The sequence below is a fragment of the Methylobacter marinus A45 genome (genome assembly GCF_000383855.1).
Classification (GTDB): domain Bacteria; phylum Pseudomonadota; class Gammaproteobacteria; order Methylococcales; family Methylomonadaceae; genus Methylobacter; species Methylobacter marinus.
On the sequence record NZ_KB912877.1, the window covers coordinates 2,113,289 to 2,139,286 of the forward strand.

20 protein-coding genes are annotated in these 25,998 nt (G+C 51.8%); 16 read left to right on the forward strand and 4 right to left on the reverse strand.

The features are described from left to right. The first annotated feature begins 67 nt into the window (after nt 1-67). Entirely contained in the window at nt 68-700 is a 633-nt protein-coding gene (yihA, locus tag METMA_RS0109785; RefSeq protein ID WP_020158914.1) for a ribosome biogenesis GTP-binding protein YihA/YsxC, read from the forward strand. Here yihA and METMA_RS0109790 read toward each other — a convergent pair. The 4 genes from METMA_RS0109790 to METMA_RS0109805 form a co-directional block, all read right to left on the reverse strand. Further along, nucleotides 673-1,554 (reverse strand): MBL fold metallo-hydrolase, encoded by an 882-nt coding sequence (locus tag METMA_RS0109790; RefSeq protein WP_020158915.1) that lies wholly within the window; start codon nt 1,552-1,554, stop codon nt 673-675. The genes yihA and METMA_RS0109790 overlap by 28 nt on opposite strands. Nucleotides 1,555-1,563: 9 nt before the next feature. Next, entirely contained in the window at nt 1,564-2,412 is an 849-nt protein-coding gene (locus METMA_RS0109795) for an HDOD domain-containing protein (RefSeq protein ID WP_020158916.1), read from the reverse strand. Nucleotides 2,413-3,593: 1,181 nt separating this feature from the next. Continuing rightward, on the reverse strand, nt 3,594-6,305 hold the full coding sequence (gene polA, locus METMA_RS0109800) for a DNA polymerase I (RefSeq protein ID WP_020158917.1): 2,712 nt from the start codon (nt 6,303-6,305) through the stop codon (nt 3,594-3,596). Nucleotides 6,306-6,370: 65 nt separating this feature from the next. Further along, nucleotides 6,371-8,479, reverse strand: coding sequence for a RelA/SpoT family protein (locus METMA_RS0109805; protein WP_020158918.1), 2,109 nt, complete (start codon nt 8,477-8,479; stop codon nt 6,371-6,373). 363 nt (nt 8,480-8,842) lie between these two features. Between METMA_RS0109805 and METMA_RS0109810 the strand changes: the two genes are divergently transcribed. From METMA_RS0109810 to METMA_RS26405, 15 genes are all read left to right on the forward strand, one after another. Continuing rightward, a complete protein-coding gene (locus METMA_RS0109810; RefSeq protein ID WP_020158919.1) occupies nt 8,843-10,162 on the forward strand; it encodes a UDP-glucose dehydrogenase family protein in 1,320 nt (439 codons plus the stop codon). Nucleotides 10,163-10,292: 130 nt separating this feature from the next. Next, nucleotides 10,293-10,598 carry a ComEA family DNA-binding protein gene (locus METMA_RS0109815; RefSeq protein ID WP_020158920.1) on the forward strand — a complete coding sequence of 102 codons (306 nt, stop codon included), beginning with the start codon at nt 10,293-10,295 and terminating at the stop codon, nt 10,596-10,598. A 988-nt stretch (nt 10,599-11,586) separates the two neighbouring features. Next, a complete protein-coding gene (cysC, locus tag METMA_RS0109820; RefSeq protein WP_020158921.1) occupies nt 11,587-12,183 on the forward strand; it encodes an adenylyl-sulfate kinase in 597 nt (198 codons plus the stop codon). After that, nucleotides 12,180-13,142 carry a DHH family phosphoesterase gene (locus tag METMA_RS0109825; RefSeq protein ID WP_020158922.1) on the forward strand — a complete coding sequence of 321 codons (963 nt, stop codon included), beginning with the start codon at nt 12,180-12,182 and terminating at the stop codon, nt 13,140-13,142. The genes cysC and METMA_RS0109825 overlap by 4 nt, the downstream gene beginning before the upstream one ends. A 361-nt stretch (nt 13,143-13,503) precedes the next feature. Beyond that, entirely contained in the window at nt 13,504-14,049 is a 546-nt protein-coding gene (gene rfbC / locus METMA_RS0109830; protein WP_020158923.1) for a dTDP-4-dehydrorhamnose 3,5-epimerase, read from the forward strand. Beyond that, nucleotides 14,046-14,933, forward strand: coding sequence for a dTDP-4-dehydrorhamnose reductase (gene rfbD, locus METMA_RS0109835; RefSeq protein ID WP_020158924.1), 888 nt, complete (start codon nt 14,046-14,048; stop codon nt 14,931-14,933). Before rfbC ends, rfbD begins: the two co-directional genes overlap by 4 nt. 321 nt (nt 14,934-15,254) lie before the next feature. After that, nucleotides 15,255-16,319 carry a dTDP-glucose 4,6-dehydratase gene (gene rfbB / locus METMA_RS0109840; protein WP_020158925.1) on the forward strand — a complete coding sequence of 355 codons (1,065 nt, stop codon included), beginning with the start codon at nt 15,255-15,257 and terminating at the stop codon, nt 16,317-16,319. 51 nt (nt 16,320-16,370) lie between these two features. Beyond that, nucleotides 16,371-17,237, forward strand: coding sequence for a glucose-1-phosphate thymidylyltransferase RfbA (rfbA, locus tag METMA_RS0109845; protein ID WP_020158926.1), 867 nt, complete (start codon nt 16,371-16,373; stop codon nt 17,235-17,237). 527 nt (nt 17,238-17,764) lie between these two features. Continuing rightward, entirely contained in the window at nt 17,765-19,201 is a 1,437-nt protein-coding gene (locus tag METMA_RS0109850) for a mannose-1-phosphate guanylyltransferase/mannose-6-phosphate isomerase (RefSeq protein WP_020158927.1), read from the forward strand. Then, complete coding sequence (locus METMA_RS0109855; protein ID WP_020158928.1) at nt 19,198-20,565, forward strand: phosphohexomutase domain-containing protein; 1,368 nt, start codon at nt 19,198-19,200, stop codon at nt 20,563-20,565. The genes METMA_RS0109850 and METMA_RS0109855 overlap by 4 nt, the downstream gene beginning before the upstream one ends. Further along, nucleotides 20,565-21,359 (forward strand): ABC transporter permease, encoded by a 795-nt coding sequence (locus METMA_RS0109860; RefSeq protein WP_020158929.1) that lies wholly within the window; start codon nt 20,565-20,567, stop codon nt 21,357-21,359. The genes METMA_RS0109855 and METMA_RS0109860 overlap by 1 nt, the downstream gene beginning before the upstream one ends. Continuing rightward, nucleotides 21,356-22,591, forward strand: coding sequence for an ABC transporter ATP-binding protein (locus METMA_RS0109865; protein WP_020158930.1), 1,236 nt, complete (start codon nt 21,356-21,358; stop codon nt 22,589-22,591). Before METMA_RS0109860 ends, METMA_RS0109865 begins: the two co-directional genes overlap by 4 nt. Continuing rightward, nucleotides 22,588-24,366, forward strand: coding sequence for a methyltransferase domain-containing protein (locus METMA_RS25770; protein ID WP_020158931.1), 1,779 nt, complete (start codon nt 22,588-22,590; stop codon nt 24,364-24,366). The genes METMA_RS0109865 and METMA_RS25770 overlap by 4 nt, the downstream gene beginning before the upstream one ends. Nucleotides 24,367-24,550: 184 nt before the next feature. After that, nucleotides 24,551-25,699 carry an IS701 family transposase gene (locus METMA_RS0109875; protein WP_040591051.1) on the forward strand — a complete coding sequence of 383 codons (1,149 nt, stop codon included), beginning with the start codon at nt 24,551-24,553 and terminating at the stop codon, nt 25,697-25,699. Beyond that, the gene (locus METMA_RS26405) at nt 25,656-25,901 is read left to right on the forward strand and encodes a hypothetical protein (protein ID WP_036251846.1); all 246 of its coding nucleotides are present in this window, start codon (nt 25,656-25,658) and stop codon (nt 25,899-25,901) included. The genes METMA_RS0109875 and METMA_RS26405 overlap by 44 nt, the downstream gene beginning before the upstream one ends. The last annotated feature ends 97 nt before the right edge of the window (nt 25,902-25,998 follow it).

Sequence of the window (25,998 nt, forward strand, 5' to 3'; positions counted from 1 at the left end):
TATAGTTATTGGTCGGCTACTTAACAGTCGAATTCTACTCTAATTAACAAGCTTAAGCGAGGCAACGATGAATCCCATCTATCACCAGGCAAAATTTATCAATAGTTCGCCGCACATGCGCAATGCGCCGGCCGACCAGGGCCTGGAAGTCGCCTTTGCGGGGCGCTCCAACGCGGGGAAATCGAGTGCGATCAATACCCTGACGCGGCAAAACGCGCTGGCAAGGATCAGTAAAACGCCGGGCAGGACGCAGATGCTCAATTTTTTTGAAATCAACGCCGGGCTGCGTTTCGTCGATTTGCCCGGTTACGGGTATGCCAAAGTGCCGGTGGAAGTGAAGAAAAAGTGGCATGAGCTGATGGAGCATTATCTGACGCACCGCAAGTCGCTGTGCGGCATCATTCTGGTCATGGACGTGCGCCATCCCTTGACCGAGTTCGACCTTCAGATGATCGCCTGGTGCGAGCATGCCGGCCTGCCGCTGCATATCCTGCTGACCAAAGCCGACAAGCTGACTTACGGGGCCGCCAAAAATACGCTGTTGCAGGTCAGGAGAGAACTGAACGATGTCGGCTGTCCGCTGACGATCCAGCTTTTTTCGTCATTGAAGAAAACCGGTATCGATGAAGTGCATGAGGCATTGGATAATTTGTTCAGCCGCGCCGAATCCGATCAAAGCGGGATTTCGATCCCTTCCTGAGCCAACAGTAACTCGAAGTCGAGTGCCGGATATTTTTTCAGCAGGGCTTCATAAATAGCATCGAGCTCGGCATCGCTGCGGGTCGGTTCATGATGCGTAAGAAACAGTTTTTTCACCTGGGCATCGGCGGCCAGTTTGATGGCCGAATCATAAGTGCCATGTCCCCAGCCTTGCTTGGTCGCGTATTCTTCGCCGGTGTACGACGAATCGACGATCAGCGCGTCCACATCCCGCATGGCGAGCGTGACTTCCTCGCGCTTGGCTTCAATAAACGACTGGAATTCCGGATATTCTTCATCGCATGCGCTGTAAATATTGACTTGCGGCTCGTAATCGCCGGTGAAAAACAGCGATTGCCCGTCGCAGTCAACCCGATAGCCGAAATTCAATACGGGATGGTTGAGCACAATCGGGGTGATCTTGGCGCGGCCGATGCAAGTCGGCTCGCCGGGCTTGATCGTGAAGTATTCAATGCCGGCATTCAGCTGGGCTTCGCGAATCGGAAAGAAACTGTATTGCAACTGCACGGAAAGGGCGCGGTGAATGCTCTCATTGGTGACCGGGTCCAGTCCGCCGTAGATGTTGATCTGGTTGTTCTTGATGAACATGGGCGTGAAGAACGGCAGGCCCTGGATGTGGTCCCAATGCGTATGGGTGATAAAGATATGCGCGGTAATGGGCATTTCCCGGTGCAGCGCCTGGGCCAGCGCGTGGATGCCGGTGCCGGCGTCGAGGATGATCAAATCATTGTCATCGGTTCTGATCTCTATGCAGGTCGTGTTGCCGCCGTATTTGACCGTATCGGGCCCCGGTGTCGGTATGGATCCTCTGACGCCCCAGAATTTAAATTTCATGGCTGTTTTTTAAAGGGCGATCAAGGAGCGGGCTTCTGTTCTTATCAGTTCCAGATCCCCTAAGGCATCAATCAGCGCAGTGAACGGCATCCCGAAACGCGTGTCGATGAAGTCGGGGAAAGGTTCGATTACGGCATTGCCGCCATCGCCCGACTGCATGTGTTTGCTGATTTGATTGGCGGCGAAAAGGCAGTCCCGCATCGGATTGTCGCTGTCGCCTGTGTCATGGTGGTTGGCGATGGCATCGACCAGCAGCGCGGAAAGCTCCCATTTTTCCGCCAGTATTTTGCCCGCCTGGGCATGATCGAAACCGATGAATTCCAGTTCGGCCAGGTTCAGCGGCATATTCCGCTGCTTGCTTTTTTCCAGGACGGCTCTGAATTCGGCCGGCATAAATTCGGCCAATACGACTTTGCCGAAATCATGCAGCAGCCCGGCCACGAAACAGTCGCTGCATTCGGACAGCGGCAGACCCAGGCGCGCCGCCAGCATGCGGCTGACGGCCGCGGTCGTCAGCGAGTGCAGCAGGAAGTCATCGGTATTGAAGCCAGCTTGGTTCTTGTTATTGAGCATGCCCATCGCGGCGACGCCCAGCGCCAGGTTCTTTATCGTATTCAGGCCGAGATGCACGACCGCGCGTTGTATCGAACTGATTTTTTTCGGCAGACCGTAGAAGGATGAATTGATGGCCTTCAGGATTTTAATCGTCATGATCGGGTCGCATTCGATGACGCGCACGATTTCCTTGGCCGGTGCATTGAGATCGGAAGTGAGTTGAAGCACTCTCTGTACGCTTTTAGGAAAAGCGGGCATTTTTTCAACGAAAGCAATGAGTTTATCGTTTTCCGGTTGTGCCATTAAAAGATACGCTAAACAATATTTAATATTGAAATAGCATAACAGAGAAAATCGATTGTGGAATAGCGGTAAAAAGAAAGCCCCGAATACATGTGAATATATCGGGGCTTGAAAAGAAAATCAGCCAATAAATTAAGGGGGGAATTGACTGACTTGACGCCGTTTTAAGGCGTACGTCCATATGACGCAGATCAATTTAAAAAGTTCCGGCCAAATTTTAATTAATTAATGATATTGCGCGCGGGCGGTTTTTTACCATGTTTACCGTCAGCCGCGACATTTGAATTCCTGGTCTGACGCGAGGCAATGGCCGATGCGGATAGTGCGAATACCCTGAAGGGCACAAGTAAATTCGCACCTACAGTTTACCCGTCATAATTAAATTGACTGAGTAATAGGATGTGCCGACGCCAGGAGGCGCATCGTTCGCGAGCGATGCGCTCAGCACATCCTATGCAAGATGCTAATTTCAGGAAGTGCGAAAGTGCGAATGAATTCGCACCTAGTGTGCCCGGCATGGGCTAAAACTTGTTATCTGAAAGGAGATAACCGGAAGTAGTAACGACAACCGTAGCGAAGCGCAAGGGGGAAGCCGCGAGGCCAGCCTGAAAGAAGCGTGTAGCAAACGCACGACCGTAGGAACACGAACAAGCAGAGAGGCCGGGTGCGGGCGATGAGTGTGCTAGGGAACACGAAATCCAACCGTTACCGAAAGACGCATCAGGTAGAGCTTGGCGGCACGGGCGGAAAGTTTTAGCACCTTACCCGGGGAGATCTCCCAAATGAGAGTTTGGGAGAAGTCAGCAGAGGCCGTAGTAGTGAGGAAGGCTTGGAAACAAGCTGGAGCGAAGGGCCGAAGGAATCGAGATACGACGAAAGGACTTCTGTGAAAACACGAGTAGTCATCTGAAACAGGACGGAGCAGCCGCGAGCGGCAAGCTACCCAACTGCCATGTTTTGCTGGGCTTGGTGGATTCCAAGCAGTAGGCGAAGCCGGAGGTGGCGAGTGCAGTAACAGGGCGTTTACAACGTAAGATTTATCGACAAGGAGCAAAACCTTGGGCGGCTTAGCCGTTGATTCCAACCGCCGGATGCGGAAAACCGCATGTCCGGTGGTGTGGCAGGGGTGACGGGCGTAATCCCGTCACCTGGAGCCGATCAATTTAGCCGTCAAAGCATCTTTAATGCGCCTCATCCCAGTTATTGCCGGTCCCGATATCGACGACCAGTGGCACGTTCAGATCAGCGGCCGAGCACATCTGTTTTCTGATCTCGGCCGTGCAGCTGTCCAGCTGGTCTTCGGCGATTTCAAATACCAGTTCGTCGTGCACCTGCATGACCATTTTGGCGTCGGGTTGTTTTTGTTGCAGCCAGCGGTCGGTAAAGATCATCGCGCGTTTGATGATGTCGGCGGCCGTGCCCTGCATCGGCGCGTTGATGGCCGTGCGTTCGGCATACTGGCGGCGCGCGGCGTTGCGCGATTTGATCTCGGGCAGATACAGGCGCCGGCCGAACAGGGTTTCCACGTAGCCCTGCTCGCGCGCCAGGGCGCGGGTGTTGTCCATGTAATCCTTGACGCCCGGATAGCGGGCAAAATACAGGTCGATATAGGACTGCGCCTGGTTGCGCGACAAGCCGAGCTGCTGCGCCAGACCGAACGAGGACATGCCGTAAATGAGTCCGAAATTGATCGCTTTGGCCGAGCGACGCAGGTCGGGGGTGACCTGGTCGGGCGCCACGCCGAACACTTCGGCGGCCGTCGCGCGATGCACGTCCTCGCCGGCGCTGAAGGCTTTCAGCAGGCCGGCGTCATTGGACAGGTGCGCCATGATGCGCAGTTCGATCTGGGAGTAATCGGCCGCGACGATTTTATAGCCTGCGGGCGCGATAAATGCCTGGCGGATCTTGCGGCCTTCCTCGCTGCGGATCGGGATGTTCTGCAGGTTAGGGTCCGTCGACGACAGGCGGCCAGTCGCGGTCACGGCCTGATGATAGGATGTATGGACGCGGCCGGTCTGGTCGTCGACCTGTTGCGGCAGTTTGTCGGTATAGGTCGACTTGAGTTTGCTCAGGCTGCGATATTCGAGAATCAGCTGGGGCAGCGGATAGGTCAGGGCCAGTTCCTGCAGCACCGATTCTTCGGTGGACGGCTGGCCTTTCGGCGTTTTCTTCAGTACCGGCAGTTTCTGCTGGTCATAGAGGATGTTCTGGATCTGCTGCGGCGAGCCGAGATTGAACGCATGTCCGGCCAGGTCATGGGCGCGCTGCTCCAACGCGGCCATGTGGCCGGCCAGTTCCAGGCTGTGCTGCGCCAGCATGGCGGTATCGATCAGCACGCCGTTGCGTTCGATGCGCGCCAGCACGCTGATCAGCGGGATTTCGACTTCCGAGTACAGCTTCATCAGGGCCTGATGCGGGGCCAGCTTCGCCATGAGCACCTGATGCAGCTTCAGCGTGATGTCGGCATCCTCGGCCGCATAAGGCGCGGCCTGTTCCAGCAGCACTTCCTGAAACGGGATCTGTTTCGCGCCCTTGCCGGCCACATCCTCGTAATGAATCGTGTCAATGCCCAGATATTCCTTGGCCAGGTCGTCCATGTTGTGCTTCGTGGCCGTGCTGTTCAGCACGTATGATTCCAGCATCGTGTCGTGGGCGATGCCGCGCAGCGCGATACCGTGATTGGCCAGCACATGCGCGTCATACTTCAGGTTCTGGCCCAGTTTGGCTTTATCCCGGTTCTCCAGCAGCGGGCGCAGGCGTTCCAGGATGGCGGTTCTGTCCAGCTGATCGGGAGCGCCGGGATAGTCGTGCGCCAGCGGCACGTAAGCGGCCTGGCCTGGCGTGACGGCAAAGGAGACGCCGACGATCCGGGCTTTGCTGTAGTTCAGGTCGGTGGTTTCCGTGTCGAAGGCGAACAGCGGCGCCTGTTCGATCTGTTCCAGCCAGTGCTTGAACCGGTCCTCGGTAAGAACGGTTTCATAAACCGCGTCTGGGGCGGCCGGTTGCTCCTCCGGAACGGCGGGGGTTTCGGTCTGGCTGTCGAGCAGTTTCAGCCACGATAAAAAGCCCAGCTCGGTCAGCAGCGTTTTGAGCTCGGCTGCGTCCACGGGCCGGCGTTTCAGGTCTTCCAGACCATAAGGCAGGTCCAGGTCGCATTTGATGGTCGTCAGCTGCTTCGATAACGGCAGCTGGACCAGGCTGGCGCGCAGATTGTCGCCGATCTTGCCTTTGATCTGGTCGGCGCAGGCGATCAGGTTTTCCAGCGTTTCATATTGCTCCAGCCATTTGGCCGCCGTCTTGGGGCCGACCTTGGGCACGCCGGGAATGTTGTCGACGGTGTCTCCGATCAGGGCCAGATAATCGACGATCTGTTCGGGCCTTACGCCGAATTTGTCGATGACGCCCTGAATGTCAAGCTTTACATTGGACATGGTGTTGTCCAGTGTGATGTGTTCGGTGACCAGCTGGGCCATATCCTTGTCGCCGGTCGAAATCACCACGTGAAATCCCTGTCGCTCGGCCAGTTGCGCAAGGCAGCCCATGATGTCGTCGGCTTCCACGCCGTTTTCGATGATCAACGGCAGGCCCATGGCCCGGATCAGATGATGCAGCGGCTCGATCTGCACGCGCAGGTCATCGGGCATGGCCGGCCTGTGCGCCTTGTATTGGTCATAGAGGTCATTGCGGAAGGTCTTGCCGGGCGCATCGAAAATGACGGTGATGTAATCGCTTTGATAATCGGCGATCAGCTTGCGCAGCATGTTCGAAACGCCGAGGATGGCATTGGTCGGCTCGCCTTTCGGATTGGTCAGCGGCGGGATGGCGTGATAGGCGCGGAACAGGAACGAGGAGCCGTCGACGAGGATCAGGCGTTTTTGTGTGTCTTGGGGCATAGGTGCAGGTATTAAGTTTAAGAATACAATGCCGCGCGGGGCGGTTGTTCGCCCGCGCGGCTACATTAGGTTTTACGCTTCACATCGACTATGTTAGGCAATTGATTGATTTTAGTCAGCACCTGGCTTAATTGATCGGTGTTTTCAATTTGAATGGTCAGGTTGAGATCCGCCGAGAAATCCGGGTGGGTGTTCAATAGCGCATTGGAAATATGAATTTTGGCCTGGGCCAGCACCTGCGACACGTCGTTTAACAGATTCTGCGCGCTAAAGGCATGGATAACAATCGGCACGGCATGACTGGATTTTTGGGAGCTCCAGCTCACTTCGATCAGCTGGGACCGTTTCTCCGGACTTAAATGCTCGATATTCTCGCAATTTTTGCGATGCACGGTGATGCCTTTGTTGTGCGAGATATAACCGATAATATCGTCGCCGTGAACCGGCTGGCAGCATTGCGCGAACGTGGTCTGCACGTTATCGATACCGGCCACGGAAACGGCGGATTTGGCCGGCGATTTCTGTTGCCTGGCCTTGGCGGGCGGCGCTTCCAGTTCCGGGATCTTGAAAAATGCCGCCAGTTGGCGCGGGTTGATATCGCTGCGGCCGATCGCCTCGAGCAACTTGTCGGTGTCGGGCTGCTTGAAATGCCTGGCCAGTTCTTCCAGATTGGCCATTTTCAGCCCCAGCTGCTGGTATTTTTTGTCCAGAATGGCTTTGCCGGTGGCGATGTTCTGCGCCTGCTGCTGGCTTTTAAACCAGCTTTTAACCCGGCTGATGGCGCGCGATGATTTCAAATAGCCCAGGTTATGGTCTATCCAGTTGGGATTGGGGCCGCCTTCCTTGGCGGTCAGGATTTCCACCTGTTCGCCCGATTTCAGCGTATAGGTCAGCGGCACGATGCGGCCGTTGACTTTCGCGCCGCGGCAGCGATGACCTATTTCGCTGTGGATCGCATAGGCAAAATCCAGCGGCGTGGCGCCTTTGACCAGATCGATCAATTTGCCGGCCGGCGTCAGCACGTAGACGCGATCGCCGAACAGGTCGTTGCGGAAGTTTTCGACCAGGGCCTCGTCGTTGTCTTTTTCTTCCAGCAGCTTACGCAGGGAGGCGATGCTTTTTTCAATGGCGGCATCGTGTCCGCCGCCTTCTTTGTAGGACCAGTGCGCGGCGACCCCGAGTTCGGCAAAGTTATGCATTTCGCGCGTGCGGATCTGGACTTCGATGCGATTGCCGTTCGTATCGAGAATGACCGTGTGCAGGGATTGGTAGCCGTTTTCCTTGGGGTTGGTGATGTAATCGTCGAACTCCTTCGGGATCGTCTGCCAATGGCTGTGCACAAGGCCCAGAACGGTATAGCAATTGGACAGATTGTCGACGATCACGCGCACCGCCAGCAGGTCGTAAAGTTCTTCTATGTCCAGTTGCTTGCGCTGCATCTTTTTCCAGATGCTGTAAATATGCTTGGGGCGGCCGTAGATGTCAGCGTAAATACCGGCATCGGCCAGTGATTTTTGCAGCTGGGCGATAAAGCTGTTGATGCAGGTTTCCCGATGCACGCGCTTGCTGGCCAGGGAGGTGGCGATGCGGCGATAGATCTGCGGCTCCAGATAGCGGAACGCCATGTCTTCGAGTTCCCACTTTAACTGGTGAATGCCGAGGCGGTTGGCTAGCGGCGCATAAATATCCAGCGTCTCCCGGGAAATAAAATGCCGGACTTCATAGGATTCCCGAGACAGGTTGCGCAAACGCTGGACGCGGTAAGCCAGCTTGATCAACACGGCGCGCACGTCCTGGGTCATGGACAAGAGCATGCGGCGCAGGGTTTCGGCCTGGTTCGGCTGACGGGCCATTTCCGGCGTGTAAACGGTCAGGGTATTGAGCCAGTTGACATCCTTGACCAGTGCCCCCACTGTGTCGCCGAACTGTTCGGTAATGTTGGGCCGGGGATTTAGATTCGTCAGGCGGGGATCGCTGAGTATCGCCGCCAGGATGGTTTTCAGGTCGATATTAAACGACATCAAAATACCGGCGACATCGACGCCCTTGGGGCGGTAATAGTGAGGATCATCAGGAATTTGCGCGACGATGGCCAGCGCCTGGTCAATCCGTGCCCTGTCCGGAGCGGAAAAACCGGTAAACAGCGGTTTGTTGGAATCGTTGTGTTTTTGCATCTGATGATTGTAAACGATTAGCAGGACTTGGCAATTATGACTAGTACTTAGTCAGTCTTGTTCTGACGAGTAAAATTTGCAGAGTATTCATAGCGTGCGATTAGTGCGAATGAATTCGCACCTACAATTTACCCGTCATAATTAAATTGACTGACTACTAGGCCAAGACGGGCAATGTAAGTTATTTGGGACTGAATTGAAAATTTGTGACGCTATGAATAACGATTAAACCATAAAATCATTAAACTATCGTGTTCATATTGGTAATAGTACTCATTGATTTTGAGTCTGCAGTCAGGAAATAATTCCTTGACTCTAAGTCGGCAGGTAAATCAGTTTTTAATAAGCAAGGACAAAAAAACCATGAAAATTACTATATTCGGCAGCGGTTATGTGGGATTGGTGACAGGAACGTGTCTGGCGGAAGTCGGCAATGACGTTGTCTGTATGGATGTAGATGTAACAAAAATAGATAAACTCAAACAGGGCATCATTCCGATCTATGAACCGGGACTGGAAGCGATGGTCAGGGAGAATCAGGCCGAGGGACGGCTGAGATTTACCGCTGATGTCAAGGAAGCCGTGGATCACGGTCTGTTCCAATTCATCGCCGTCGGAACGCCGCCCGATGAAGACGGATCGGCCGATCTGCAATACGTGCTGGCGGTAGCGCGCAGCATTGCCGAGCACATGGACGGCTACCGGGTCATCGTCGATAAATCGACCGTGCCGGTCGGCACGGCGGATAAGGTCCGGTCCACGATAGAGAAAATATTGGACAACCGCGGCGTGGATCTGGAATTCGATGTGGTTTCAAATCCGGAATTTCTGAAAGAAGGCGCGGCGCTGGCCGACTTCATGAAACCCGACCGGATCGTCATCGGAACCGATAATCCCAGGACCGCGGAACTGCTTAAGGCATTGTATGCGCCATTCAACCGCAGTTATGAACGCGTCATCAACATGGATATCCGCTCGGCGGAATTAACCAAATATGCCGCCAATGCCATGCTGGCGACAAAAATCAGTTTCATGAATGAACTGGCCAATCTGGCGGAACAGTTGGGCGCCGATATCGAACACGTAAGGCAGGGAATAGGCTCCGACACCCGCATAGGCTACAGCTTTATTTATCCCGGCTGCGGCTACGGCGGCTCCTGTTTCCCGAAAGACGTCAAGGCGTTGGAAAGAACGGCGAAAGAGTGCGGCTATCACGCGGAACTGCTCAATGCCGTGGAGAATGTCAATAACCGTCAGAAGCACCGGTTGTTCGACAAGATCAGCCAGCACTATCAGGGCGCTTTAAGCGGCAAGACATTCGCCCTGTGGGGCCTGTCGTTCAAGCCCAACACCGATGACATGCGCGACGCGCCAAGCCGGGTCGTATTGGAGTCCCTGCTTGAGGCCGGCGCGTCCGTCCAGGCTTATGACCCCGAGGCGATGGACGAAGCACGGCGGATCTATGGCGACAGGCAGGGGCTGAGCTATTGCGATTCGCCCAAGGATGTCCTGAGTCAGGCCGATGCCTTGGTTATTGTCACCGAATGGAAGCAATTCCGTAGCCCGGATTTTGAAGAATTGAGCCAGCAACTGCAGGATAAAGTTATTTTTGACGGACGTAATATGTATGAGCCGCAGCTGGTCAAGCGCAGCGGATTGCAATATTACGCAATCGGTCGATAAAGTCATGACTGTCCTTGAAGACTGGTATTTTTGAAACTAACGTCTAAACTCATTCTAGAATAGTTGAGATTATTCTGGTTGGCGATAAGTTAGGACTATTCAAATTTCTTCAATTATTTAAGGACAGAACATGAAAAAATTATTGATAGCTTTATTTGCCACCCTTTGCGCAACCAATGTCAGTGCCGTTCCGGTCAATATCAACAGCGCCGATGCCACCACCATCTCGGAATCCCTTTCAGGCATCGGCCAGAAAAAAGCCGAAGCGATCGTCAAATACAGGACTGAGACAGGTCCGTTCAAAACGGTGGAAGACTTGGCCAATGTTGCCGGTATCGGTGAGAAGACCGTTCAAAGAATCAAAAGCGACATTCTGTTAAGCGATTCTGAAGCGGCAGCGCCAAAGAAGACGGCAAAAGCTGATAAGAAGCAGTAAATTTGAGGCTGTTAATAATATGTAAGGATTAAGACGGCATTGTCTTATGCATTATTGAATTAATGGCCACTTCCAGCAAACATTCTTAACCTTAGGGAAACTTTAGCTGCGGCAACCCGAAGTTAAAGTTTCCTTCCTCTAAAGCAACACTCATTCCTGCTGTTTTTTTTGCGCGCAACCTAAGGAATGGGCATAAAATAACTTCCTCAAGGAGTCGGAGGATTTTCCGGTGTAAGCGCGGATTTATCCGCGCAGTGCGAATAAATTCGCACCTACAATTTTCTGATTTATTCCATGCTCATTACTAATCAATGTCTGATGTTTACGCAGAGACAGATGGTTATGCCGTCTGCTGTGCCGGGCATGGGCGTTGTTCACCCTGGCCGGGTTTTAAATGCGGAAAGCGGTGGTGGGAGCGATGCCTACATCGCGATTTAAAATCGCCCGGCAAGTCGCGATGAGGGCATCACTCCCACGGAAACGGCCTTACCGGTGCCTGAGTCAATCGTCTGCGAAACATCAGTATTGATGGCTCGATATGATAGATGCTTGACAAGCATAAAGCAGCGGTGCAGAGTTTCAAGCTTTTCAGGCATTAGAAGCCCAAATGCTTTTACCTCATGCCACGGGCGTTGCGATAATGAAGGCGAGCCGAAATTTCAAACCATTGGCTAGTAGTCAGTCAATTTAATCATGGCGGGTAAATTGTAGGTGCGAATTCATTCGCACTATTCGCTCGACAGAACAAAGCTGACTGAGTACTAAGAGTACTCGGGCAGTTTTATTTTGACGAGAAACTATAGTGTGGAGCGACTTTACGTATGTCCTCGAAGGATTCGAATAGTGCGAATGCCCTGAAGGGCACAAGTACCCATAGGGCATAAATGAATTCGCACCTGCAGTATATCTGCCATAATCAGAATGACAGACTCAGCAGCGCCTTTATTAAAATTTCGGCAACATACGCACAGAAACCACCTTAATCAATATGAGCAATATCGTCTGGCATCACCATAAAATCACCAAAAAAAATCGCATCGAACAACTTCAGCAATCGCCCTGTGTTTTATGGTTTACTGGCCTCAGCGGTTCAGGCAAATCCACTTTGGCGGGCGCCTTGGAAGAAAAGCTGTTTTCGATGGGCTACCACGTTTATCTGCTCGATGGGGATAATGTCAGGCACGGTCTTTGTAAGGATTTAGGCTTCAGCGATCAAGACCGGGTTGAAAACATCCGCCGCATCGGAGAGGTTTCAAAACTGATGGTCGATGCCGGCATGATTGTCTTGGCCGCCTTTATTTCGCCTTTCAGGCAAGACCGGCAGATAGTGCGGCAATTGGTCGATGACCAGGAGTTTATTGAAATTCATGTCAATACGCCGCTGGCAGTCTGTGAGCAACGCGATCCGAAAGGGCTGTATAAAAAAGCCCGGCGAGGCGAGATTAAAAACTTTACCGGCATTGATTCAGTCTATGAACAACCGGAGAATCCCGAATTAGTCATAGAAACACATCGGCAGCCGTTCGAAAAAAGTATGGCGCAAATAGTGACTTACCTGATGGAGCGAGGAGTGTTAAACAAATGAATTACGACGTGTTCAATGGCGATGCAGACGGCATATGCGCTTTGTTGCAACTCCGACTGGTCGAGCCTAAGTCTTCTGTATTGGTGACGGGCATCAAGCGCGATATCGAGTTGTTGGACCGGGTCAACGCGAAACCGGGCGATGACGTGACCGTGCTGGACATTTCCCTGCACAAGAACCGCCCTCATGTGCAGCGGCTACTGGAGCAGGGCGCCCGCGTTTTTTATGTCGATCACCATCTGGCCGGCGAGATACCCGAACATGCCGCGCTTACAACGCTCATTGATACCGATGCGAATATGTGCACCAGCCTCCTGGTTGACCGTTACCTGCAAGGGCAATACCGCGGTTGGGCGGTGGTTGCCGCCTTCGGCGACAACCTGAATCAAAGCGCGGAGCTGGCGGCCAGCGGGCTGAATCTATCGGCTGCTCAGCTGGATCAGCTAAAAGAACTGGGCGTTTGCATCAACTACAACAGTTATGGCAGCTGCGTGGAGGATCTGCATTATCCGCCGGATCAGCTGTACAAGTGTCTGTTGGCCTATAAATCGCCTTTTGATTTCATCAGCGACGAACATTCAGTCTACAAAAAGCTTCAGGCCGGTTATTATGAGGATCTAATGCGGGCAAACCAAACCAAGCCTGAATATGATAATGGTCATGTCGTGGTGATTGTATTGCCGGATACAATCTGGGCCAGGCGCATCAATGGCGTTTACGGCAATGAGTTGGCTAACAAGGCTCCGGCCAAGGCGCACGCCATCGTGACGCATAATAATCAGGGCGGTTACCAGGTCAGTGTTCGTGCGCCACTGGTCAATAAAACCGGGGCGGATGAGCTGTGCAGCGAATTTCCCACTGGCGGCGGCCGCAAAGGCGCGGCCGGGATTAATCATTTGCCGGTAGAGCAATTGCCTGATTTCATAAAAAAACTGAGCCAGAAATATGGCCCGGTTTGAGATACTTGCCGTTTGCTCAGGATTCGGTTAAAAATAGCGCTCCGATTCACTAAGTAATGGGCATGGAATAAATCAGGGAATTGTAGGTGCGAATTCATTCGCACTGTGCGGATACCAACAGTAGGCACCCTAGGTGAATCCGCACCTACACCGGAAATTTATCCGCGTACTTGAGGAAGTTATTTGATGCGCGTTCCTAAATGAGATCGTGCCGATGGAAGCGCTACGCCACCACAAGGCGTAGCCGGAAAAATTTGTAAAGCTTGGAACGGTGCAATGCAGCGTTGATGAGGTTAAAATGAGCATTGAACGATCAACAGGCCGCCTGTCTGCAGCGAACTTCTACCTTAAAAACTAAAAAATGAAACTGATCCCGACAAAAATTCCTGATTTATTGATCCTTGAGCCCAAAGTATTCGGCGACCAACGCGGCTTTTTTCTCGAAAGCTACAATCAGCGAACCTTTCAGGATGTTACCGGCATAAAAGCGACCTTTGTGCAGGATAACCATTCCCGCTCGGGTATAAATGTCTTAAGAGGGCTGCATTATCAGGTCAGGCAGCCGCAGGATAAACTGGTGCGGGTAGTGCGGGGCCGCGTATTCGACGTGGCGGTTGATCTGAGAAAATCATCGCCGACATTCGGCCAATGGGCAGGCGTCGAATTAAGCGAGGAAAATCATCGGCAATTCTGGGTGCCGGCGGGCTTTGCCCATGGCTTTCTGGTGCTTTCGGAGCAGGCGGATTTCCTGTATAAAACCACCGATTACTATGCGCCGGAATACGAACGCTGCATACGCTGGGATGATCCCGACATCGGCATTATCTGGCCGGAAAACTGTACCCCATGCCTTTCCGCCAAGGATCAGCAAGGCGTCTCGTTCCATGAGGCCGAGGTGTTCGCATGAAAATCCTGCTGACAGGCTGTAGCGGTCAGGTCGGCTGGGAACTGGCCAGAACCTTGTTGCCTCTAGGGGATGTCATTGCCGTTAACCGTTCCGAGGCTGATCTGTCCGATCCTGACGGTTTGCGCCGCACTGTTCAGAAGCTTAATCCGGACGTTATTGTCAATCCGGCCGCTTACACGGCGGTGGATAAATCGGAAACAGACCGGGATCTGGCTTTCCTGATCAATGCCGAAGCCCCACGCGTGCTAGCCGAAGAGGCCGCGAAAAAATCAGCGCTGCTGATTCACTATTCCACCGACTATGTTTTCGACGGCACAAAGAACACGCCTTATACGGAAGACCATGTCACGCATCCCGTCAATATCTATGGCCAGAGTAAACTGGCCGGTGAACAGGCGATCCAGGCAACCGGCGCTGATCATCTGATACTCCGCACCTCCTGGGTCTATGCGGCCAGAGGGCAAAATTTCCTTAAAACCATTTTGCGTCTTGCGGCGGAACGCGAAGAACTGAATATCGTTGCCGATCAGATCGGCTCGCCCACCTGGGCGCGCCTGATCGCCGAGACCACGGCGCATATTCTCAGACAGATACTGCTGGAAAGACAGCAAGACGTTTTTAATTCCGGCATTTACAATCTGACTTCGACTGGCGAAACTTCATGGCACGGTTTTGCCCAGGCCATTGTTGAGATTGCCCACGAGCAGGGGATGCAGCCATTAAAAAACCGCGTCATCAATCCGATACCGACGACAGCTTATCCAGTGCCCGCTAAACGCCCCCTCAACTCGCGCTTGTCAACCGAGCGCCTGGAACAGCACTTCGGCTTGAAAATGCCTTCCTGGGATAGCGCACTGAGGCTTTGTATGGCAGAGATAGTTTGAAAGCAGATTGTCAGTAGTCGGGTCGAATTCATTCGGCCCGAGACGAGGCTATTTTTACCGCGATAGTTTAATACTCAGTCAATTTAATCATGACGGGTAAATTGTAGGTGCGAATTCACTTGTGCCCTTCAGGGTATTCGCACTATTCGCACTACAAATTTTACTCGTCAGAACAAGACTGGCTGAGTACTAGCGCGGCAAAACGAGAAAAACAGGCCCCGTGCGTAACATCAGTTAAGTAGAAAAATTAAGATCCCGGTAAGTTCAGCGTGAGAGATTTACCGAGAGTTGACCTTGAAACACAGCAATGAAACATAACATATGAAAATATTAATCACCGGGGGCGCCGGGTTTATAGGCTCGGCTCTGGTCCGTTACCTGATCAACGAGACCGAACACAGCGTTATCAATGTCGACAAGCTGACCTATGCCGGCAATCTCGAATCGCTCAAATCGATAGAAGCCAATCCGCGCTACCGCTTTGAGCAGGTCGATATTTGCGATGCCGCTAACATCGAGCAGCTATTCCAACACTATCAGCCCGATGCAATCATGCACCTGGCGGCCGAATCTCATGTGGACCGATCCATCGATGGCCCCGCCGCTTTCATACAGGCCAACATTATCGGCACTTATACGCTGCTGGAAGCCGCGCGCAAACATTGGCAGGCGTTGACGGATACTAAAAAACAGGCTTTTCGCTTTCATCATATCTCGACCGATGAAGTCTACGGCGCCCTGGGCGAGGCGGGGCTTTTCACGGAACAGACGGCTTATGATCCAAGTTCGCCCTACTCAGCCAGCAAAGCGTCATCGGACCATTTAGTCAGAGCCTGGCACCGGACCTACGGCTTGCCGGTGATCGTCACGAACTGCTCTAACAATTACGGGCCTTTCCATTTTCCCGAAAAATTAATACCGCTGGTGATTCTGAACGCGATTGAGGGTAAGCCGCTGCCCGTCTACGGCAAGGGCGATCAGATACGCGATTGGCTGTATGTCGAGGATCATGCGCGGGCGCTTTATAAAGTGGTGACCGAAGGAAGCGTAGGGCAGACCTACAACATCGGCGGCCACAACGAAAAAACCAATCTTGAGGTGGTCAAGACCATTTGCCGCATTCTGGATGAGTTGAAGCCCAATCATCCTGGAAACATAACACGCTATGAGGAATTGATTACTCACGTAACGGATCGCCCGGGGCATGATAAGCGCTATGCCATCGATGCGGGTAAAATCAACAAAGCGCTTGATTGGACACCGCAAGAAACCTTTGAGACCGGGATCAGGAAAACCGTGCAATGGTATATCGATAATCAAGCCTGGTGGCAGAACGTGCTGGATGGCAGTTATCGGCGCGAACGGTTAGGCTTGGGTACAAAATAATATCCCGCGCCTATATAAAACTCTGAATCATTATCGACAGGAATATAGAAAATGAAAGGCATAATACTGGCCGGTGGCTCGGGAACACGCTTGCATCCCGTTACCTTGGGGATTTCAAAGCAGCTTTTACCTGTTTACGACAAGCCCATGATTTACTACCCGCTGAGTATTCTCATGCTGGCGGGCATAAAGGAAGTGCTGATCATTTCGACACCCCAGGATATCGGCCGGTTTGAACAGCTATTGGGCGACGGCAATCAATGGGGCATGCAGCTTGAATATGCCGTTCAGCCATCGCCGGACGGGTTGGCCCAGGCATTTATCATTGGTGAGGAGTTTATTGCGAATGATCCGTGCGCGTTAATACTCGGAGACAACCTGTTCTACGGGCATGATCTGGAGAAACTGCTGAAGCGCTCGGTGCAAAAAACAGAAGGCGCCACCGTTTTTGCCTATCCCGTGCATGATCCCGAGCGTTATGGCGTGGTTGAATTTGATAGCGAAGGAACCGCCATCTCGCTGGAAGAAAAACCGAGCAAGCCCAAATCCCGCCATGCCGTTACGGGTCTGTATTTTTATGACAACCAGGTCGTCGAGATTGCCAAATCGATAAAGCCTTCGGCACGCGGAGAGCTGGAAATCACCGATGTCAACAGATGCTATCTGGAGCAAAACACGCTGTCGGTTGAGTTGATGGGGCGCGGCATGGCCTGGCTGGATACCGGAACGCATGAGTCCTTGCTGGATGCCTCGCAGTTTATACAGACCATCGAAAAAAGGCAGGGGCTGAAAATAGCGTGTCTTGAAGAAATTGCCTGGCGCAACGGCTGGATTACCGATGATAAGCTGAGTCAGTTAACGAAGCCTTTGCTGAAAAGCGAATACGGCAATTATCTCATGAGACTTCTGGAGACGTGAGTTTGTTGATTAGTGTTTAAAAGCGTGATTGGCATTGTGCTAAGAACCAATTCAATATTTTTCGCAGTAACAGCGCCAAAAAAGCCAAGCTATTGCGTTGATATTGATCAGTCAGATAGGTAGGAACAGAATGCATTTGGTTGTACAAATATTCTTCAAATTACAACTAATGGTACAAATGTCCTTACAGAAAGACTCACAGACTTTAGTCTTTTAAATACAAAATATTATTTTCTATAGTGAGCTATATTTTTTAAATATTTTGAGAGCTCGTCCGCAACATCAAGAGTATTGCTCACTTTCTTCGGCTAAAGGTATAATACACGGTTTCATTTGCTGCGGCTTCCTAGTGCATTATTTTTAGTGGAGTTCTACTGTTCAATTTATTGTCTAGTGACAAATATCTGTTCTATTTACCGACTATAATCAGGCTGGAATGATCAGATTAAGTATTAAATAAAGTGCCATGTTCTAAGTGCCATAGGATACAAGACATTGCAGAGCCATCTAAAAAACTTTTGGAAGTTATGGGTTTAAAAATAATACCAACAATACTATGCGGCGGCGCAGGTTCGCGCCTTTGGCCGGTTTCCCGTGAATCACATCCCAAGCCCTTCATCCGTCTGGCCGATGGGCAAAGTCTGCTGCAAAAAGCCTGGCTGCGCGGCGCAGCGTTGCCGGGAGTGGCCGAAATGCTCACGGTCACCAATCGCGATCTTTTCTTCAAAACCGAGGACGAGTATCGTCAGGTGGCGGGCAGCGATTATAAAAACCTTGGCAATAGCTTCATTCTCGAGCCTTTTGGCCGCAATACGGCCCCTGCGATCGCCGCAGCCGCGCTACAAGTGGCGGCAACTCATGGCCAGGATGCTCTTTTGCTGGTACTGGCTGCCGATCACCTCATTGTCGATCAGCCGGCCTTTGCTCAAGCCGTGGCGCAGGCCCAGCAACTTGCCCGGCAGGGCAAGCTTGTTACTTTCGGTATTCAGCCCGAAGCGCCGGAAACCGGTTACGGCTATATCGAAGCCGAAGGCAATGCCGTTCTGCGATTTGTGGAAAAACCCAGTCTAGAAAAGGCGAAAGAATATGTCGCATCTGGTCGTTATTTCTGGAACTCAGGCATGTTTTGCTTTGCTGCCGGTGCTCTGATACGCGAAATGGAACAACATTGCCCGGCAATACTGTCTGCTGTTCGCGCTTGTATGGAGCAATCCCGTAGGGCCGAGGGTAAGGGCTTTATTCAGGTCGAACTTAATCCGGAAGCCTTTGACCCAGTGCCCGACGACTCCATTGATTATGCCGTGATGGAAAAATCCAGCAATGTCGCCGTTGTGCCTTGCAGCATCGGCTGGAGCGATATCGGTTCCTGGAGCGCGCTGGGCGATCTGTCCGAACCCGATGCACAAGGCAATCGCATCGAAGGCGAAGCCCTGCTACATGATGTCAGCAACTGTTATATTCAGAGCAATGAGCGCATTGTCGGTGCTGTTGGAGTCAACAATCTGATCGTTATCGATACGCCGGATGCGCTGTTGGTCGCGGACCGCGATCGTGCCCAGGATGTCAAATACCTATACGCCAGCCTCAAGGCTCAGGGGCACGAAGCCCACAAACTTCATCGTACAGTAAATCGTCCTTGGGGTACTTACACCGTCTTGGAAGAGGGGCCGCGCTTTAAAATCAAGCGCATTGAAGTCAAGCCGGGCGCCAGTCTCAGTCTGCAAATGCATCACCACCGCAGCGAACACTGGATTGTGGTCAGTGGCATGGCGAAAGTGGTGAATAGTGAGCATGAAATATTCGTCAATACCAACGAATCGACTTGCATTCCGGCCGGCCACAAACACCGGCTGGAAAATCCGGGTGTGGTTGATTTGGTCATGATTGAAGTGCAGAGCGGCGAGTATCTGGGCGAGGACGATATCGTCCGCTTCGATGACAAATACGGTCGGGTTGCATCATGAAACTATCCTGTTTCAAAGCCTATGATATTCGCGGGCGTTTGGGTGATGAGCTCAATGAAGAGATTGCCTACCGCATTGGCCGCGCCTATGCGCAGCATCTAAGCGCCAAGCGTGTCGTCGTCGGAGGCGATATCCGTCTCACCAGCGAGCCTCTCAAGCAGGCTCTGGCCAATGGCTTGATGGATGGCGGTGCCGATGTGATCGATATTGGCATGACCGGCACTGAAGAAGTGTACTTTGCCGCATTCCATCTGGAAGTAGACGGCGGCATCGAAGTGACCGCCAGCCATAATCCCATGGACTATAACGGCATGAAGCTGGTGCGCCGCGATGCTCAGCCTATCAGCGGCGATACGGGGCTGAAGGCTATTCAGGCACTGGCCGTAGCTAATCAGTTCGAACCGGCAGCCGCACGAGGCACGCTGACCCGGCAATCCATTCTCGCCCCCTATGTGGAGCATCTGCTGACCTATATCGATGCCACCGAATTGAAACCGCTTAAACTGGTCGTCAATGCCGGCAATGGCGCGGCCGGCCATGTCATTGATGCGATAGAGGTAGTATTTAAGCAGCAAGGCATCCCGGTCACTTTTATCAAAGTCAACCATGAGCCCGACGGCACTTTCCCGAACGGCATTCCCAATCCCTTGTTGCCCGAAAACCGTGCCGCGACGGCGCAGGCCGTCAAAACACATCAAGCCGACATGGGCATAGCCTGGGACGGCGACTTCGACCGCTGCTTTTTGTTTGATGAAAACGGCGATTTTATTGAAGGTTATTACATCGTCGGCCTATTGGCAGCCGCTTTCCTGGCTAAACACCCCGGCGAAAAAATCATCCATGACCCGCGCCTGACCTGGAACACGATTGATGTTGTGACGCTTAAAGGAGGCATTCCTGTCCAGTCCAAAACCGGTCACGCCTTTATTAAGGAACGCATGCGGGCTGAAAACGCCATTTACGGCGGTGAAATGAGTGCCCACCACTATTTTCGCGATTTTGCCTACTGCGATAGCGGCATGATTCCCTGGCTGCTGGTGGCCGAGTTGATTTGTCATAGCGGCAAACCGTTATCGCAATTGGTGAATGAACGCATTCAGGCCTACCCATGCAGTGGCGAAATCAACTACACAGTCACTAATGCCAATGCGGCTTTGCAGACAGTGCGCGATCACTATGCGGATTCGCAAGCACTCGTGGACACGACTGACGGTCTCAGTCTGGAATTTGCGGATTGGCGACTCAACTTGCGCAGTTCAAATACCGAACCGCTGCTGCGCTTGAATATTGAAACCCGATCCAATCAGTCAATCGTACAAAAAAGACTGGCCGAAGTCGAATCACTTATACTGGAAAACGCTTGATGTTCGGAATGTTGTTTGCCGCATGGCGCTATCGCTTTTTCATATTTTCATCCATTAAAACCGAGCTACGAACTAAATTTGTGCGTAGTAAGTTAGGTGGTCTTTGGATGATTCTGCATCCGCTGTCACAAGTGCTGATTTTTGCCTTTGTGTTGTCAGCCGTATTATCAGCCAAACTGCCTGGCATCGATAATCAGTATGCCTATGCTATTTATCTAATGTCAGGTACTCTAGGCTGGTCTTTATTTGCCGAAATTGTTAACCGCTGCCTGACGCTGTTTGTCGACAATGGCAATATCCTCAAGAAATTGGTATTCCCAAGGATTGCCTTGCCACTCATTGTTACCGGCAGCGCTTTAATTAACAATAGCCTGCTTTTTGTTGCCATTCTTGCGATTTTTGGTGTGCTGGGGCATATACCCGGTGCTGAGGTTTTTTGGCTGCCCGTGCTCATGGCCGTCAATATTGCTTTGGCACTTGGGTTGGGCCTGGCTCTGGGCGTGCTCAACGTCTTTATGCGCGATATTGGGCAAATTATGCCTGTCATTATGCAATTTCTATTTTGGTTCACGCCTATTGTTTATATGGCTAACATTATCCCAGATCAATACCGGAGCTGGCTTGAACTTAATCCACTGATTCCCATCGTCACGGGTTACCAAAACGTTTTGTTATACAACCATGCACCTGATTGGACCAGCTTGGGCACAATTGCTCTTGTTTCAATCGCTTTGCTTGCTTTTGCCTTGATGCTGTTTCGCAAAGCCAGTCCTGAAATGGTGGATCAATTATGAGTGGCGAATTGCACGTACATAACCTGGGGAAATCTTACCGTCAATGGGGCAGCGAATGGCGGCGGGTGGTTTCGTGGTTTTTGCCATCCCTTTTGCCACATGAGGAGCACTGGGTGCTCCAAGATGTGAGTTTTTCCATAGGCCCTGGCGAAGCGGTCGGTATCATTGGTCAAAACGGTGCCGGCAAAAGCACTTTGCTCAAGCTCATTACTGGCACTACCAGTCCCACGCAAGGCCAAGTGCAGTTACGCGGTCGCGTGGCGGCAATTCTGGAATTGGGCATGGGCTTCAGCCCTGACTTGACAGGCCGGCAAAATGCTTATCATTCCGCCGGGCTTATGGGTTACAGCCAAGCTGATATCGAAAAAATGATGCCCGAAATTGAGGATTTTGCTGAAGTAGGGGAGTACTTTGATCAACCAGTGAGAACCTACTCCAGCGGTATGCAAATGCGTGTGGCATTTAGCGTAGCAACAGCTTTTAAACCCGACTTGCTCATTGTAGATGAAGCTCTCTCAGTGGGAGATAGCTATTTTCAGCATAAAAGTTTTAATCGTATACGTCAATTCAGGGATGAAGGGGTTTCTATCATGCTCGTCACTCATGGCATGGGGGATGTCCGCACATTGTGTGACCGTGTCATTTTGTTGGACAAAGGGCGAGTCCTCAAAGATGGATTGCCTGATGAAGTTGTCGATTATTACAATGCCCTTATCGCAGAAAAAGAAAACACTAAACTTTCTGTTGAGCAGCGGCGGCAGGATGGTTGGTTATTTACCAAATCCGGTACGGGTGATTGCAGCATTGTCCGGCAAGAGTTGCAGGATGCAGAAGCTCTTAGTCCAATACAAGTCTGTCGTGTAGGCCAAAAACTGAAACTGGTGATTGATGTAGAAATTCGTAGCCCTATTCCATCCTTGGTGCTTGGATACATGCTGCGAGATCGGCAAGGGCATGTGGTGTGGGGCACGAATACTTGGCACACTAAACAATGCTTGCAAGATATACGCGAAGGTCAACGAGTACGGTATGAGTTGAACTTCATATGCTCATTAGGCATTGGGACTTATGCCTTTACCTTTTCGTTATCCAGTACAGATACACATTTAGTAAACAATTACGAATGGTCCGACAACGCATTGGTCTTTGATGTGATTAACGCTGATAGACCCACGTTTATTGGTTGTAATTTTATTGAAGCAGAAATTCGGACAGAGGTTCATCCGCAATGATTGAAAACACAAATCCAGAAATCGATGTCGAAGTTCTTATGCAGCGCATCCGTGCCGAGGTGGCCCTGCGCAAAGCGCGGAGCCAGTCTGTTACCTTAGATACGCCGAAGATTACAAAAACAGCGATACCGACCGACATAAATGTGAATAATATCATTGAACGTATCACGTTATCAAAGCTGCCAGAAACTGCCGTCAGACTGAAGCAAAAAGAACGATATACGGTTACCGATTTTCTAAACTTTCACGACGAAGATTTCGTCCGCAACGCCTTTCACGGCATTCTTAGGCGTGACGCGGATGCAGGCGGCTTAATGCATTACCTGACTTCACTGCGTAATGGTTCGTTATCCAAACTGGAAATACTTGGCCGTTTGCGATATTCACGCGAAGGTAGGATATATAATGTCCATATTAGCGGGTTGCTTTCTAGGTTTGCTATAAAAACCGCATATCGAATTCCAGTTTTGGGCTATATCTTGTCATTGGCCAATTTTTTTATTCGTTTGCCAGTGTTTATAAACAACTGGCAGCGCTTTGAAGCGTTCGTTAATCAGCAGGAACGAGATCAACGAGCACAAATGAATCGGGTAATTACACAGATCGAGGATTCGTTTCAAATTGTGCAACAACGTAGCGCTGAGAGGTTCAGGGCAATAGATGATAATTTAGTAAAGGCAAATGCCGGCGTAGATGATATTCGTCGACTCGTTTCGAAAAAAACGGATGTTGTCGAGTTCAGAGCGTTATCAGCCCAACTCGCTGAAAGTTTGGCGCAGAAGGCAGACGGTACGCAGCTCACAGAGTTGGCGGCCCAACTCGCTGAAGGTTTGGCGCAGAAGGCAGACGGTACGCAGCTCACAGAGTTGGCGGCCCAACTCGCTGAGGATTTGGCGCAGAAGACAGACGGTACACAAATACTCGGTGAGCTTTCTGAGATCAGGCAAGAAATTCTTGGCAACAAACTCAATATTTTAGACCAGCAGCGCCGCTTAGCATTGCTTTTGGAAGAAGCACGCAAACGTCTACCAGCACCGATCACCCAAAATCAGATTGAAGCTATAGTGGCTGAGGAAGATCATCTGCTTGATGCCTTGTACGTCTCATTCGAGGATAATTTCCGTGGTACGAGAGAGGATATCAAAAAACGCTCTGAAATCTATGTGCCTATAGTGCGTGAAGCTCAGGCTGGAACAAAGGTTGCATCAATTCTTGATATCGGTTGCGGACGTGGTGAATGGTTGGAAGTGCTTGGCGAAAATGGCCTAGTGGCTAAAGGCATTGATCTCAACCGCATCATGGTTGCCCAGTGCCAGGAACTAAATCTTGACGTATCAGAAGCTGAAGCAATCACTTATCTCCGTAGTCTTAAATCCAATTCACTTGGAGCTGTAACTGGAATTCACATTATCGAGCACATCCCTTTTAGGCGATTAGTTGTACTGTTCGATGAAGTGTTACGAGTTCTCAAGCCAGGCGGTGTAGTCATTTTTGAAACCCCAAACCCTGAAAACATAATCGTAGGTGCCTGTAATTTTTATTTCGATCCAACACATTTAAATCCATTGCCACCGCTAATGGTCCAGTTTTTAGCCGAGGCAAGAGGATTTGTTAGAGTCGGGATCAAGCGCCTAAGTACTAACCGCAATCATAGATCGCTTGTTACTTTGAATGCGGATGAAAGCTGTGCAGAGAAGATCAACCCCATTATTCAAATAGCTCAAGATAGTTTCTTTTGTGCACCTGATTACGCTATTGTGGCTTATAAGTCTTAATTTTATTTATAAAAACAAAGTTATAAAGTTATATTAAGAATATTCGGATGGGCATAAATTTTTGTTACCACAATTGCAGTAACACTCACTAGTACTACAGTTGTAATTTCAGGGATATTGATGTTGCCCGCACAGTCTAATGTGTTTTTGATCGTAAGCATTGGCGAGGTGAATGATGAATGCGATGGCAAAGCAGTTCGTGACCCAGGCGGCGAACTGGCAATCGGAGCTGCAGACCTGGTTTGTCAGAATAGGCCGGCACTTTGGCCGGCAGGCCATGCGGCAACGGGCACTGGATTACGTGACGGGCTTGCTCAGCCCGGTTGAGCGCAAAACCAGCTGGCAATTGTCGGAAGCGGTCAAACGACAGACGCCCTATAGCCTGCAGCATTTGCTGGACCGGGCACGCTGGGATGTCGATGCGGTGCGTGATGACGTGCGGACGTATATGATTGAGCATCTGGGCGAGCCCGATGCCGTGCTGGCGGTCGACGAAACCGGCTTTATCAAGAAAGGCCGACATTCGGTCGGCGTGCAGCGCCAGTACAGTGGCACGGCCGGGCGCATTGAGAACTGCCAGATTGGCGTGTTTCTGGCCTATGCCAGTACGCGGGGGCGTGCGTTGATGGACCGCGAACTGTATTTGCCCAAGGAGTGGGCTGACGACATGGTCCGACGGGCTGCCGCGAAAGTGCCTGAAGCAGTCGACTTTGCCACCAAGCCGCAGTTGGCGCAGCGCATGATCGAGCGAGCCGTTGCCGCGCAGGTACCGTTTGCCTGGGTCACTGGCGATGCCGTGTATGGTGACAACCGCAGCCTGCGCGCATGGCTGGAACAGCAGGACCTGCACTTCGTGCTGGCGGTGGCGAGCAACCAATACGTGTGGCCGGACTCGACCGGCCAAAAGACCGTGGCCCAGCTGGCGGCCACGGTCCAGCCGCAAGACTGGACCAGGCTGTCGGCGGGCGATGGCGCCAAGGGGCCGCGTTGGTATGACTGGCTGAGGCTACCTTTGCTGTCCTGGCAGATGCCGGGGGAACGCTGGCTGCTGCTACGGCGCCGGTTGACTGATGGGGAGCTGGCTTATTACGTATGCTATGTACCGCCTGGCACGGACCTGCAGACAATGGTGCGGGTAGCAGGCACGCGCTGGACGGTGGAAGAGTGCTTTGCGGCGGCCAAGGGCGAAATCGGGCTGGATCACTATGAAGTGCGCAGTTGGCACGGCTGGTACCGACACATGACCCTGGCAATGGCCGCGTTGGCGTATTTGGCGGTGTTGTGCCGCCATGAAAAAGACGCGTCATCGGCAAAAAAAACCGGAAACTGCTGAGCAAGCAAGCCTGGAAGCAGCGGCAGCTCTGATCCCGTTGACGGTACCGGAAGTGCGCAAGCTGTTGTGGCAATGGCTGTGGCGGCATCCGCCGAGAATCATGCATATCGTCAACTGGTCGCTATGGCGAAGACGCCATCAAGCCGTTGCCCGTGCCTGCCATTACCGACGACGCAGGGAGAAAAATAATCTACAACTGTAGTACTAGTCGGCTATGACAGGCATAGATTTCAAAATGCTTGGATCTAATTTGTGGCTGATATTAATGGCATCGGTGTAAGCATACCGTAGGGAAAGTG

Coding starts and splice junctions, on each gene's coding strand:
- yihA (WP_020158914.1), top strand. CDS start 68: ATGAATCCCATCTATCACCAGGCAAAATTTATCAATAGTTCGCCGCAC.
- METMA_RS0109790 (WP_020158915.1), bottom strand. CDS start 1,554: ATGAAATTTAAATTCTGGGGCGTCAGAGGATCCATACCGACACCGGGG.
- METMA_RS0109795 (WP_020158916.1), bottom strand. CDS start 2,412: ATGGCACAACCGGAAAACGATAAACTCATTGCTTTCGTTGAAAAAATG.
- polA (WP_020158917.1), bottom strand. CDS start 6,305: ATGCCCCAAGACACACAAAAACGCCTGATCCTCGTCGACGGCTCCTCG.
- METMA_RS0109805 (WP_020158918.1), bottom strand. CDS start 8,479: ATGCAAAAACACAACGATTCCAACAAACCGCTGTTTACCGGTTTTTCC.
- METMA_RS0109810 (WP_020158919.1), top strand. CDS start 8,843: ATGAAAATTACTATATTCGGCAGCGGTTATGTGGGATTGGTGACAGGA.
- METMA_RS0109815 (WP_020158920.1), top strand. CDS start 10,293: ATGAAAAAATTATTGATAGCTTTATTTGCCACCCTTTGCGCAACCAAT.
- cysC (WP_020158921.1), top strand. CDS start 11,587: ATGAGCAATATCGTCTGGCATCACCATAAAATCACCAAAAAAAATCGC.
- METMA_RS0109825 (WP_020158922.1), top strand. CDS start 12,180: ATGAATTACGACGTGTTCAATGGCGATGCAGACGGCATATGCGCTTTG.
- rfbC (WP_020158923.1), top strand. CDS start 13,504: ATGAAACTGATCCCGACAAAAATTCCTGATTTATTGATCCTTGAGCCC.
- rfbD (WP_020158924.1), top strand. CDS start 14,046: ATGAAAATCCTGCTGACAGGCTGTAGCGGTCAGGTCGGCTGGGAACTG.
- rfbB (WP_020158925.1), top strand. CDS start 15,255: ATGAAAATATTAATCACCGGGGGCGCCGGGTTTATAGGCTCGGCTCTG.
- rfbA (WP_020158926.1), top strand. CDS start 16,371: ATGAAAGGCATAATACTGGCCGGTGGCTCGGGAACACGCTTGCATCCC.
- METMA_RS0109850 (WP_020158927.1), top strand. CDS start 17,765: ATGGGTTTAAAAATAATACCAACAATACTATGCGGCGGCGCAGGTTCG.
- METMA_RS0109855 (WP_020158928.1), top strand. CDS start 19,198: ATGAAACTATCCTGTTTCAAAGCCTATGATATTCGCGGGCGTTTGGGT.
- METMA_RS0109860 (WP_020158929.1), top strand. CDS start 20,565: ATGTTCGGAATGTTGTTTGCCGCATGGCGCTATCGCTTTTTCATATTT.
- METMA_RS0109865 (WP_020158930.1), top strand. CDS start 21,356: ATGAGTGGCGAATTGCACGTACATAACCTGGGGAAATCTTACCGTCAA.
- METMA_RS25770 (WP_020158931.1), top strand. CDS start 22,588: ATGATTGAAAACACAAATCCAGAAATCGATGTCGAAGTTCTTATGCAG.
- METMA_RS0109875 (WP_040591051.1), top strand. CDS start 24,551: ATGGCAAAGCAGTTCGTGACCCAGGCGGCGAACTGGCAATCGGAGCTG.
- METMA_RS26405 (WP_036251846.1), top strand. CDS start 25,656: ATGAAAAAGACGCGTCATCGGCAAAAAAAACCGGAAACTGCTGAGCAA.